At 72.2% G+C, this 12,652-nt stretch carries 7 protein-coding genes and 1 pseudogene; 4 read left to right on the top strand and 4 right to left on the bottom strand.

Annotation, left to right across the window (positions count from 1 at the left end; genetic code table 11):
* Positions 1 to 34: 34 nt before the first annotated feature.
* On the bottom strand, positions 35 to 3,409 hold the full coding sequence (locus KMS84_RS18590; RefSeq protein WP_256917367.1) for a pyruvate carboxylase: 3,375 nt from the start codon (positions 3,407 to 3,409) through the stop codon (positions 35 to 37).
* A 282-nt stretch (positions 3,410 to 3,691) separates the two neighbouring features.
* Here KMS84_RS18590 and KMS84_RS18585 point away from each other — a divergent pair, with 282 nt between their 5' ends.
* Complete coding sequence (locus KMS84_RS18585) at positions 3,692 to 4,534, top strand: alpha/beta fold hydrolase (protein ID WP_256917366.1); 843 nt, start codon at positions 3,692 to 3,694, stop codon at positions 4,532 to 4,534.
* A 182-nt stretch (positions 4,535 to 4,716) separates the two neighbouring features.
* Positions 4,717 to 9,894: a family 43 glycosylhydrolase gene (locus KMS84_RS18580; protein WP_256917364.1), complete on the top strand. Its 5,178-nt coding sequence runs from the start codon at positions 4,717 to 4,719 to the stop codon at positions 9,892 to 9,894.
* A 124-nt stretch (positions 9,895 to 10,018) separates the two neighbouring features.
* On the opposite strand, the gene KMS84_RS18575 is transcribed toward KMS84_RS18580, so the two are convergent.
* The 3 genes from KMS84_RS18575 to KMS84_RS18565 are packed head-to-tail and all read right to left on the bottom strand — an operon-like array spanning position 10,019 to position 11,466.
* Positions 10,019 to 10,384: a hypothetical protein gene (locus KMS84_RS18575; protein WP_256917363.1), complete on the bottom strand. Its 366-nt coding sequence runs from the start codon at positions 10,382 to 10,384 to the stop codon at positions 10,019 to 10,021.
* A gap of 24 nt (positions 10,385 to 10,408) precedes the next feature.
* Positions 10,409 to 11,017: a flavin reductase family protein gene (locus tag KMS84_RS18570; RefSeq protein WP_256917362.1), complete on the bottom strand. Its 609-nt coding sequence runs from the start codon at positions 11,015 to 11,017 to the stop codon at positions 10,409 to 10,411.
* Between the two features lie 11 nt (positions 11,018 to 11,028).
* Positions 11,029 to 11,466 (bottom strand): STAS domain-containing protein, encoded by a 438-nt coding sequence (locus tag KMS84_RS18565; RefSeq protein WP_256917361.1) that lies wholly within the window; start codon positions 11,464 to 11,466, stop codon positions 11,029 to 11,031.
* 125 nt (positions 11,467 to 11,591) lie between these two features.
* On the opposite strand from KMS84_RS18565, the gene KMS84_RS18560 reads away from it, so the two are divergent.
* Positions 11,592 to 11,939 (top strand): helix-turn-helix transcriptional regulator, encoded by a 348-nt coding sequence (locus KMS84_RS18560; RefSeq protein WP_256917360.1) that lies wholly within the window; start codon positions 11,592 to 11,594, stop codon positions 11,937 to 11,939.
* Positions 11,940 to 12,172: 233 nt separating this feature from the next.
* Positions 12,173 to 12,652 (top strand): annotated as a pseudogene (locus KMS84_RS18555) (C40 family peptidase); the annotation flags it as partial.

Raw genomic sequence — 12,652 nt, 5'->3', positions numbered from 1 at the left:
CGCCGCCGGCGAGGGATCGCCGGCGGCGCGCGGCTCAGGCCACGACGACGAGGAGGTCGCCGCCCTCCACCTGCTGGATGCGGTTGATGGCGAGCCTGCCGACCCGGCCGGCCTTCGGCGCGGTGATCGTGGCCTCCATCTTCATCGCCTCGATGGTGGCGACGGTCGCGCCGACCTCCACCTCGTCGCCCTCGGCGACGGCCAGCGTGACGACGCCGGCGAACGGCGCGGCGACGTGCCCGGCGTTGCTCCGGTCGGCCTTCTCGGTGACCGGCACGTCGGAGGCCGCCGCCTTGTCCCGGACCTGGATGGGCCGCAACTGGCCGTTGAGGGACGACATCACGGTGCGCATGCCCCGTTCGTCGGCCTCGCCGACGGCCTGAAGCTCGATCAGGAGCCGTACGCCGGGCTCCAGGTCGACGGCGTACTCGGTGCCCGGGCGCAGCCCGTAGAAGAAGTCCTTGCTGTCGAGCACGCTGGTGTCGCCGTAGGCCTGGCGGTGGTGCTCGAAGTCGCGCGTCGGGCCGGGGAAGAGCAGCCGGTTGAGGGTGGCGCGGCGGGTCTTCTCCAGGCCCTCGCGGTCCTCGGTGCTCAGTTCCTGGACGGGCTTGGCGTCCGCGCGGCCCTGGAGGGCCTTGCTGCGGAACGGCTCGGGCCAGCCGCCGGGCGGGGTGCCGAGCTCGCCGCGCAGGAAGCCGATGACGGAGTCGGGGATGTCGTAGCGGTCGGGCGCCGCCTCGAAGTCCCGCGGGTCCACGCCGGCGCCGACCAGGTGCAGGGCGAGGTCGCCGACCACCTTGGAGGAGGGGGTGACCTTGACGAGGTGGCCGAGGATGCGGTCGGCGGCGGCGTACATCGCCTCGATGTCCTCGAAGCGGTCGCCGAGTCCGAGCGCGACGGCCTGGGTGCGCAGGTTGGAGAGCTGCCCGCCGGGGATCTCGTGGTGGTAGACGCGTCCGGTCGGGGAGGCGAGGCCCGCCTCGAACGGGGCGTAGATCCGGCGGACGCCCTCCCAGTACGGCTCCAGGTCGCCCACGGCCTGGAGGTCGAGGCCGGTGGGCCGCTCGGAGTGGTCGGTCGCGGCGACGATCGCCGACAGCGAGGGCTGCGAGGTCGTCCCCGCCATGGAGGCCACGGCGCCGTCGACGGCGTCCGCGCCCGCCTGGATCGCGGCGAGGTAGGTGGCGAGCTGCCCGCCCGCGGTGTCGTGGGTGTGCAGGTGCACCGGCAGGTCGAACTCGCGGCGCAGCGCCGAGACGAGCTTCGCGGCGGCCGGGGCGCGCAGCAGGCCCGCCATGTCCTTGACGGCCAGGACGTGCGCGCCGGCCTCGACGATCTGCTCGGCGAGCCGCAGGTAGTAGTCGAGGGTGTACAGGCGCTCGTTCGGGTCGGACAGGTCGGAGGTGTAGCACAGGGCCACCTCGGCGACCGCCGTGCCCGTCTCCCGCACGGCGTCGATCGCGGGCCGCATCTGGCCGACGTCGTTGAGGGCGTCGAAGATGCGGAAGACGTCGATGCCGGTGGCCGCGGCCTCCTGCACGAACGCGTCGGTCACCTCGGTCGGGTAGGGGGTGTAGCCGACGGTGTTGCGGCCGCGCAGCAGCATCTGGAGGCAGATGTTGGGGACGGCCTCGCGCAGGGCGGCCAGCCGCTCCCACGGGTCCTCGGCGAGGAAGCGCAGGGCGACGTCGTAGGTGGCCCCGCCCCAGCACTCCAGGGACAGCAGCTGGGGCAGGGTGCGGGCGACCAGGGGGGCCGAGGCGAGCAGGTCCTTGGTGCGCACGCGGGTGGCGAGGAGGGACTGGTGGGCGTCGCGGAAGGTGGTGTCGGTGACGCCGATGGTCGGCGACTCGCGCAGCCAGCGGGCGAAGCCCTCGGGGCCGAGGTGGACCAGGCGCTGGCGGGAGCCGGCGGGCGGCTCGCCCGCCGGCGTGTCGGGCAGCTTGGCGCTCGGGTCGATCAGCTCGGGCCGCTCGCCGTGCGGCTTGTTCACCGTGACGTCGGCGAGGTAGGTGAGCAGCTTGGTGCCGCGGTCGGCCGACGAGCGGGCGGTCAGCAGATGGGGGCGCTGCTCGATGAACGACGTGGTGACGCGTCCGGCCTGGAAGTCGGCGTCGTCGAGGACGGCCTGGAGGAACGGGATGTTGGTGGCCACGCCGCGGATGCGGAACTCGGCGACGGCGCGCCGCGCCCGGCCGATGGCGGTCGGGAAGTCGCGGCCGCGGCAGGTGAGTTTGACGAGCATCGAGTCGAAGTGGGCGCTGATCTCCGTGCCGGCGTGGGTGGTGCCGCCGTCGAGGCGGATGCCGGAGCCGCCCGGGGAGCGGTAGGCGCTGATGCGGCCGGTGTCGGGTCGGAACCCGTTGGCGGGGTCCTCGGTGGTGATGCGGCATTGCAGGGCCGCGCCGTGCAGGGTGACCGTCTCCTGCGACAGACCGAGGTCGGCGAGCGTCTCGCCGGCGGCGATGCGCAGCTGGGCCTGGACCAGGTCGACGTCGGTGACCTCCTCGGTCACCGTGTGCTCGACCTGGATGCGGGGGTTCATCTCGATGAAGACGTGGTTGCCGGCGGGGTCGAGGAGGAACTCCACGGTGCCGGCGTTGCGGTAGCCGATCTGGCGGGCGAAGCTCACCGCGTCGGCGCAGATCCGCTCGCGCAGCTCCGGGTCGAGGTCGGGCGCGGGGGCCATCTCGATGACCTTCTGGTGGCGGCGCTGGAGGGAGCAGTCCCGCTCGAAGAGGTGGATGACGTTGCCCTCGCCGTCGGCGAGGATCTGCACCTCGATGTGGCGGGGGTCGACGACGGCCTTCTCCAGGAAGACGGTGGGGTCGCCGAACGCGGAGGCCGCCTCGCGGGAGGCGGCCTCGATGGACTCGCGCAGCACGGCCGGGTCCTCGACCCGGCGCATGCCCCGGCCGCCGCCGCCCGCCACCGCCTTCACGAACACGGGGAAGCCGATGTCCTCGGCGGCCCGGACCAGTTCGTCGACGTCGTTGGAGGGCGCGGAGGAGCCGAGGACGGGCACGCCGGCCGCGCGGGCCGCGGCCACCGCGCTGGCCTTGTTGCCCGTCAGTTCGAGGGTGCGGGTGTCGGGGCCCACGAAGGTGATGCCCGCTTCCTCGCAGGCGCGGGCGAGTTCGGGGTTCTCGGAGAGGAACCCGTAGCCCGGGTAGACGGCGTCCGCACCCGCCCGTCGGGCCGCGCCGACGATCTCCTCGACGGAGAGGTAGGCGCGGACGGGATGACCCGGCTCTCCGATCTCGTACGCCTCGTCGGCTTTGAGCCGGTGCAGCGAATTGCGGTCCTCGTGCGGGAAGACGGCGACGGTGCGCGCGCCCAGCTCAAAGCCGGCGCGAAACGCCCGGATCGCGATCTCACCACGGTTGGCGACCAGCACCTTGCGGAACATCGTGGACCCCTTCAGCCTGCCGGTGACGGGACCCATCGTGGCGGTGGGTGACCGTGTTGGCCATGTGAGTCGGGCCACTCACGCCATGTCTCGCTCGATCGGACCGCCTCCGGCCGGGTTCCCGTCCGCGACCGCGAGCGTGCGGGAGCGATGATTTCGGGCGACGGATCGGGTCTCACCCGGCATGACTGCTTTCTCTGCCGACGTCGCCGCCCGCTCGCGGGCCGTGCCGTCGACCGCGCCGCACCCCGCCGCCGGGCTCGCGGCTCCCGGGGTGATCCGATGACCACTGTCGACGTTCACGGGATCGACCTGGGCATCGAGTCGTTCGGCGACGACGCCGCACCGCTCGTCCTGCTCGCGGGCGGGACGACGATGCTCTCCTGGCCCGACGCGCTGTGCGAGCGCCTGGCCGCCGGCGGGCGCCGTGCGGTGCGCTACGACCTGCGTGACAGCGGGGAGTCGACGACGAGGGATCCGCAGGCGCCCGCCTACACCCTGCGTGACCTCGCCGCGGACGCCGCGGCCCTCGTCGACGTGCTCGGCGGCGGTCCCGCGCACCTGGCGGGGATCGGGGTCGGCGGGATGGTCGCCCAGGTGGCCGTGCTGGACCATCCGGACGCGTTCTCGGCGCTCACGCTGGTCGGCACCCGCGCGGTCGCCCCGGGCCCGCCCGACGACGACCTCCCCGACCACGATGCGGCGACGATGGGGCGGCTGTTCGGCAGCCCGATGCCCGACTGGGGCGACCGCGAGGCGGTGGCCGCGTTCGCCGCCGCCGGTGCGGAGATCCTCGGTGACGACCCCGTGGCCGCCCGCGCCCGCGCCGGGCGCGTCTGGGACCGCACGCCCGGCGCCCCGCCCGCGGTCCGGGCGGCCAACCAGCTGGGCACGGTGTTCTCCCGCCTCGACTGCGCACCCCGCTGGCGTGAGCGCCTGCCTCGGATCGAGGTCCCCACGCTCGTGGTGCACGGCCGCCGCGACCGGTTCTTCCCCGTCGGCAACGGCGAGGCGATCGCGCGCGAGATCCCCGGAGCGCGGCTGCTCGTCCTCGAGGAGGCGGGCACCGCCCTGCCCGCCACGGCCGCCGACGAGGTCGCGGAGGCGATGCTCGGCCTCGTGTGAGGGACGGCCGGTGGCGCCCGGGGGCCGCCGCCCGGACGGCGGGGGCCGCGGGGCCTCCCGCGACGCCCGCCGCCACCGACGTTCGGCCTGTCGGACATTGTTCGAGAAGTCTTGACGCGGCCATGCACACCGTTTGACACTCCTGCAACATCACGTCACACGGCTGAAACGGCGGTCCCCCCATGGCGCACAGACCTCGACTCCGCGGCCGGACTCGACACGGGACAGGACGACTTGCCGCGCTGACCGCCGTGTCCCTGCTCGTGGGTCTGGCCGGAACGGCGATTCCCGCCGGAGCCACGGAGACCGCCGACGTGACCGAGGGCCTGGCCCTCTGGTACAAGCTCGACGCCGCCTCCGGCACGACGGTCCCCGACGCCTCCGGCCACGGCCTGAACGGCACGCTCAACGGCGCCGCCGACTTCTCCCCGTCCGGCCAGGGTCTCTCCTTCAACGGCTCCGACACCTACGTCAAGGTGCCGAACGACGTGATGAAGGGCATGACGTCGATCAGCGTCGCGATGGACGTCAAGATGGACGCCGCGCAGGCCACGCCCTACTTCCTCTACGGGTTCGGCAACACGAGCTCGGGCAACGGCAACGGGTACCTGTTCGCCACGGGCAACTCCCTGCGCACCTCGATCGCGACCGGCAACTGGTCGACCGAGCAGAACACCAGGCCCGCCGACTCCCACAACCTGGCCCGCGGCGTGTGGAAGCACCTCGCGTACACCCAGACCGGCACCACGGGCGTGCTGTACGAGGACGGCGTGGAGGTCGCCCGCAACACGTCGGTGACCATCACCCCGGGCGCGATCGGCTCGGGCACGACCACGGCCAACGCCATCGGCAGGTCCGTCTACTCGGGCGACCGGCTCTTCAAGGGCAGCATGCGCGACTTCCGCGTCTACGACCGCGCCCTGGACGCCGGCGAGGTCGCACAGCTCTCGCTGCCCGTGGCCACGCAGGGCGTCGCCGACGACAAGGCGGCGCTCGACCTCGGCGACACGAGCGCCGTCACCGCCGACCTGACCCTGCCGAAGTCCGGCCCGGCCGGCGGCTCCCTCATCACCTGGTCCAGCGACCACACCGACGTGGTGTCCGACTCGGGCAAGGTGACCCGGCCCGCCTCGGGCGAACCCGACGGCCACGCCACGCTCACCGCGACCCTGAAGAAAGGCTCCGTCTCCGCCACCAAGTCCTTCGACGTGACGGTCCTGCCGGACCTCGACGACAAGGCCGCCACCGCGCAGGCCGCCGAGGCCCTCACCGTCCACAACCTCGACGACGCCCGCGGCAACCTGACCCTTCCCGCGACGGGCGCGTACGGCACCACCGTGACGTGGTCCTCCGCGCGGGAGGACGTCGTCTCCTCCGACGGCGTGGTCCACCGTCCCGCCCACGGCGCCGGCGCCACCACGGCCGAGCTGACCGCGACCGTCGCCAAGGGCGACGCGAGGACGACCCGCACGTTCACCGCGAAGGTCCCCGAACTCCCCGTGAAGGAAGCCCTCAAGGGCTACATGTTCAGCTACTTCACCGGCGAGGGCACCGCGGACGGCGAGCAGCTCTACGCGGCGCTCAGCAAGGGCGACGACCCGCTGAAGTGGCGCGAGCTCAACGACGGCAAGCCCGTCCTGACCTCCACGCTCGGCGAGAAGGGCCTGCGCGACCCGTTCATCATCCGCTCCCCCGAGGGCGACAAGTTCTACCAGATCGCCACCGACCTGAGGATCTACGGCAACGGCGACTGGGACCGCTCGCAGCGCAGCGGCAGCAAGTCCATCATGGTGTGGGAGTCCACCGACCTCGTCCACTGGACCGACCAGCGCCTGGTGAAGGTCTCCCCGGACAGCGCCGGCAACACCTGGGCCCCGGAGGCGTACTACGACTCCAAGCTGGGCCAGTACGTGGTGTTCTGGGCGTCGAAGCTGTACGACAACCCGGCGCACTCCGGCGACACCTACAACCGGATGATGTACGCCACCACCCGCGACTTCTACACCTTCAGCGAGCCCAAGGTCTGGATCGACCGCGGCTACTCGGTCATCGACTCCACCGTGATCCAGCACGACGGCACCTACTTCCGTCTGTCGAAGGACGAGCGCAACAACACCTCCTCCACCCCCAACAGCAAGTTCATCTTCGAGGAGAAGAGCGACTCGCTGCTGAACCGCTCCTGGGACCCGGTCGCCGAGGGCATCGGCAAGGGCGCGATGAACGCGGCCGAGGGACCGCTGGTGTTCAAGTCCAACACCGAGGAGAAGTGGTACGCCTTCCTCGACGAGTTCGGCGGGCGCGGCTACATCCCGTTCGAGACGAAGGACCTCGCCTCCGGCGTCTGGACCCCGTCCACCGGCTACGACCTGCCGTCCAAGCCGCGCCACGGGACCGTCCTGCCGGTGACGCAGGCCGAGTACGACCGGCTGCTGCGCGCCTACCAGCCGGACCAGATCGTCACGGGCGTCGAGGACGTGTCGGTGAAGACGCGGATCGGCGAGGCGCCGGTGCTGCCGGCCACCGTGATCGCCACGTACGCCGACGGCGCGAAGCGGCCCGTCAGCGTCACCTGGGAGGACGTCGACCCCTCGCGGTACGCGCAGGCCGGCTCCTTCACGGTGAAGGGCGACCTGCCCGGCGACGCGGCTCTCGACGTCCACGCCGCGGTCACCGTGTCCGCCCAGGGCCCCGACGTCCCCGCCGACCTGCTCCTGCACTACGGCTTCGACGAGAACGGCGGCAGCATCGTCCGGGACTCCAGCGGTCACGGCTACCACGGCACCTACGTCCGCACGCCCGCCTTCGGAACGGGCGTCGAGGGCGGCTCGTTCAAGATGTCCGGCGGCTCCAGCACCTCCGACTCGCCGTACGTGAAGATCCCGGGCGGAGTGCTCAGGAACGTCGGCAGCGTCACCGTCTCCACGTACGTGAAGTGGAAGGGCGGCGACAACTTCCAGTGGCTGTTCGGGCTCGGCCCCGACAGCGACAGATACCTGTTCGCCACTCCCTCCAACGGCGGCGGCAAGCTGTTCTCCGCGATCACCAAGGCCACCTGGTCCGGCGAGAAGCAGATGATCGGCGGTTCGCAGCTCACCCCGGGCGAGTGGAAGCACCTCACCGTCACCCTGGACGGAGCGACCCAGACGGCGGTCCTCTACGTGGACGGCGCCGAAGTCGCCCGCGTGAACGGCGTCACCGTCAAGCCGTCCGAGCTGTACGACGCGGCCAAGGACGCGTCGGGCTACATCGGCAAGTCCCTGTACGCGCCGGACCCGTACTTCGCCGGAGAGGTCGACGACTTCCGCATCTACGACCGCGCTCTGACGCCCGCCGAGGTTCTGGAGCTCGCCGGCAACACCACCGGGATCGCGGCGGCGACCCACCCGGCGCTCAAGGTGGACGCGCTGATCGACGACCAGAACAGCACCGTCGTCCTGCCGCTCGCCCAGGGCAGTGACGTCACGGCCCTGGCGCCGCAGTTCACCCTGGCCCACGGCGCGGGCATCAGCCCGGCCTCCGGCACCCTGCGCGACTTCAGCAAGCCGCGGACCTACGAGGTGACCGGCTCCGACGGCAGGAAGCGCACCTGGACCGTGTCGGCGCTGATCATGAAGAGCCCGGTCCTGCCGGGTCTCAACGCCGACCCGAACATCGTCCGCTTCGGCGACACCTTCTACATGTACCCGACCACCGACGGCTTCGACGGCTGGAGCGGCACGCAGTTCAAGGCCTACTCCTCGACCGACCTGGTGCACTGGACCGACCACGGCGTCATCCTCGACCTGGGGCCGGACGTGAGCTGGGCGGACAGCAGGGCGTGGGCGCCGACGATCGCCGAGAAGAACGGCACGTACTACTTCTACTTCTGCGCGGACGCCAACATCGGCGTCGCCGTCTCCGACTCCCCCACCGGCCCGTTCAAGGACGCCCTCGGCAAACCCCTGCTGAAGGCGGGCCAGTTCCCCGGCCAGATGATCGACCCGGCGGCCTTCACCGACGACGACGGCCAGTCGTACCTGTACTTCGGCAACGGCCACGGGTACGTCGTCCCGTTGAACGCCGACATGACCTCGATCGACACCGCGAAGGTGAAGGACATCACCCCGAGCGGCTTCAACGAGGGCGCCTTCGTCGTCAAGCGCAAGGGCGTCTACTACTTCATGTGGTCGGAGAACGACACCCGGGACGAGAACTACCGGGTCGCCTACGCCACCGGCCCCTCCCCCGGCGGCCCGTGGACCAAGCGGGGCGTGATCCTGGAGAAGGACCTCTCCCTCGGCATCAAGGGCACCGGCCACCACTCGGTCGTCCAGGTGCCCGGCACGGACGACTGGTACATCGCCTACCACCGCTTCGCGATCCCCGGCGGTGACGGCACCCACCGTGAGACCACCGTCGACAGGATGGAGTTCGACGCCGACGGGCTCATCAGGAAGGTCGTGCCCACGCTCACGAGCATCGACCCGGTCGCCGTCGTGCACGCCGGTCCGGACGTCGAGGGCGCGGAGGGCGACAGGATCGCCCTGAACGGCACGCTCTCCGGGGCGGGCAGCCCGAAGTGGACGGTCGAGCGGGGCGCGCCCTGCACGGTCGCGGCCCCGAACGCCGCCCGCACGTCGGTCACCTGCACCGACGACGGCACGTTCACCCTGACCCTGACCGGCGGCCGCAGCACCGACACGGCCGTCGTCACGGTGGCCAACGCGGCGCCCTCGGTCACCTCCGCCGCCGGCCCGGCCTCGCCGGTCCCGGTCGGCGGGCGGGCGGTCGTCACCGCCCGGTTCACCGACCCGGGAGCCGGTGACACCCACAGCTGCACCGTCGACTGGAAGGACGGCGGCAGGCCGGCCGCCGGCACGGTCACCGCGACCGGCTGCCGCGCCGAGCACGCCTACACCGCGGCGGGCGTCTTCCGTCCGGTGATCACCGTCAGGGACGACGACGGCGGCACGGCCGCCCGGACGCTGCCCGAGGTGATCGTGTACGACCGGGCCGCCGGGCCGGTCGTGGGCGCGGGCCTGTCCGCGTCCCGCGGCAAGCCGTTCTTCTCGGTCTCGGCCGGATATCTCCCGGGGGCCACCGCCCCGGCCGGCACGGTCACCTTCAGCCTGAAGCCGGCGTCGCTGACGCTGCGGTCCGGTCACCTCGACTGGCTCGTCGTGTCCGGCAAGCGGGCGGTCCTCCAGGGCACCGGCGCCGTCAACGGCAGGAGCGGCTACAGCTTCCGCGTCACCGCCACGGACGGCCCGGACACCTTCCACATCAGGATCTGGAAGACGTCCGGCGGAAAGGTCGTCCACGACACGGGCGCCATGACCCGGATCGCCGGCGTGATCAGGATCGGGCCGCGCGGGCGCTAGGGAAGGAACCCGGCGCGTGCGCGTGCCGGGCGCCCGACGCCATGGGCCTCCTGCCGTCGCAGGGGGCCCATGGCCGTGCGGCGGCGACTACGCGCGCCGCACGGCGTCCGGGTCCTCCTCCACGTCAGCGCGGGGAACGGGACCGGGCCGACGCCCGCGTGGACAGCATGACCGCTCCGGCGACCGTGACCGCCGCCGCGCCCGCCGCCAGCACGCCGCCGCGCGAGCGCCACGACAGCACGGAGCCGGCCGAGCAGGCGGACAGGACCGAACCGGCGCTCAGCCAGGAACCCGCACTGACCACGGACGCGGCGGAGCCGACCGACCCCACCGACAGGAAACTGCCGACCGAGCCGACCGACAGGCAACTGCCCACGGAGCCGACGGAGAGGAACGAGCCGACCGACCCGACCGACAGGACGGAGTCGCTCGACCACAGGGAGCGCCAGGAACCTCCGGCGCCCTCGCACTTCGCCACAGATCTCCTCATGTCCCGAGCATAGGACCGCACCGCTCAGGACGACGGCCAGTCGCGGTAGGCGATGCGCGCGAGGTCGCGGACCTCCCCGACGGCGCCCCACTCGTCGCCGCCCAGCCGGGACAGCGGCCGCAGCCGCCGGATGTCGGGGCGGCCGTCGACGATCACGTCCTCCCGTACGGCCGCGTGCACGACCTCGCCCAGGACCAGCGTGGAGCCGCCGATGCGCAGGGTCGAGTGCAGCCGGCACTCCAGGGCCACGGGCGAGGCCGCCACGCGGGGCGGCCCCACCCGCAGCGAGGGCTCCTGTTCGATGCCGACGGCCTCGAACTCGCCCTCGTGCGCGGGGAAGTCGACCCCGGTGGCGTTGATCTGCTCGAAGAGCTGCTCGGGCGCCAGGTTCACGACGAACTCGCCGGTCGCCTCGACGTTGCGCAGGGTGTCCTTGCGTCCGACCGAGGTGAACTGGACGACCGGCGGGTCGGTGCTGGCGACGGTGAAGAACGAGTGCGGGGCGAGGTTGGCGGTGGTTCCGTCCGCCGTCAGGGTCGACACCCAGGCGATCGGCCGGGGTACGACGACGGCGGTGAGCAGGCGGTAGAAGGCGCTCGCGCCGAGGGCCCCGGGATCGTAGTCAACGCGCATGTCGGTCAGTTCTACCGGACGCGGGACACGACGCCGGAATCGGAGGCTCCGCGGGCGTCGAACAGGGTGCCGGCGCCGGTCAGGTCCAGCAGGCGCGCGACCGGCGGACTCGCCGAGCGCACGGCGACCGTCTTGCCCTCCCGCAGGCCGCTCTCCCGCATGCCGAGCAGCACGTTCAAAGCGGAGCAGTCGCAGAAGACGACCCCGTCGAGAGCGAGGTCGACGCCGTCGACGGCGGCGGCCAGGGCGTCGCGCAGGGCCCGCTCCAGCCGCCGGACGGCGTCCAGGTCGAGCTCGCCGCACACGGTGACCAGGACACGGCCGCCCGCGGGTCCCACGCCGATCACGAGACCGGCGGCCGGGGGGCGAGGGCCGGCGCCGACGTCCGTCCGCGCTCCCGAGCGGGCTTGCACGCCTTCGGTGTTCGCCTCGTGGGCAGGTTTCAGCATGACCGCCTCCCCGGTCACTCCACATGTCACCACCAGAGTCGCTCCGGGCCGGTCACACGTCAACCAATACACGAAACACAGTTCCGGTTTTTGAATGCGTGAACTCCCGGACATAGGATTGCCTCATGGAAGGGGTGCCCGAACCACACAACGGCTGGACGTTTCTCACCAACCACGCGCGTGTGCTCGCCGCCATCGCGGACGACAACAGCGCCCGCATCCGGGACATCGCCGCGCGCTGCCGCCTCACCGAACGCGCCGTACAGAAGATCATCGCGGACCTGGAACAGGACGGCTACCTCTCCCACACGCGGGAGGGGCGCGGCAACACCTACCGGATCGAGCCGGACCGGGTGCTCCGCCACCCCGCCGAGGCGGGCCTGAGCGTGGCGGCACTGCTCTCGCTGCTGGCTCAGGACGAGGCGGCCCGCACCCGCCGTCCTCCGACCGGCACGAGCCCTCCACAGCCGTGACGGCGTGTCGGCACCCGTGCGGACCAGCGGCGCAACAGCGGGCAAGAGACGAAGGTCACGACTACGTATCGGACATTTAAGACCTCAATCTTCACGCCAGGCACACAAGTTGGCTAAGTTGACGCCAGGCCGTTCGACTGCCCTTCAGGGCAGGGGGCTTGAGGCGCCCGCACCCGGGGTCGCCCCGATTCCGCCGCCCACCGGCGACGGAGCACGGAAGGAGTACGTCTTCCATGGCGACGGATCGCAGCCCGCGTTCCCCAGGCAGCAGCGACGAGCCGAGTCGGGCGGAGATCCAACAGCGGGTCAGTTCGCTCTACGACCGGGCCGAGAGCGACACGGGCAACTACAACGCGACACGCGCCATGTCGGGCCGCTCACGCAGGCCGGCCACCGCCGGCGCCGGCGCCGGGCGTCGCTCGAGCGACGCGTCGCTCGACGCGGTGGCCAGGCAGTGGTTCGACCGGGCCCGCGACCGGGTGGGCCCCACCGTCCCCGCCGTGCTGCCGACCGACCGGCTGCCGGCCCCGGCGCCCCGGTCCGCCGCCGCGTCGGAGCGCTCCGGTGAGAGCGCCGTCGTGCGCGAGCTGGAAGCGGCGATCCGGAAGGCCCCCGAGCCGACCGGCCGCGCGGTCGCCGCCCTGCCCGCGGTGCCCGAGCCCCGCCAGGGCGAGCCCAAGGCGCTCACGTCCGCCCCGGCCGCCCTTCCCGCC

The organism is Streptomyces hilarionis, assembly GCF_024539675.1.
In the GTDB taxonomy this organism is placed as follows: Bacteria; Actinomycetota; Actinomycetes; order Streptomycetales; family Streptomycetaceae; genus Streptomyces; species Streptomyces hilarionis.
The sequence above is the reverse complement of the archived record's forward strand: the minus strand, read 5'-3'. Positions and strand labels throughout refer to the sequence as shown.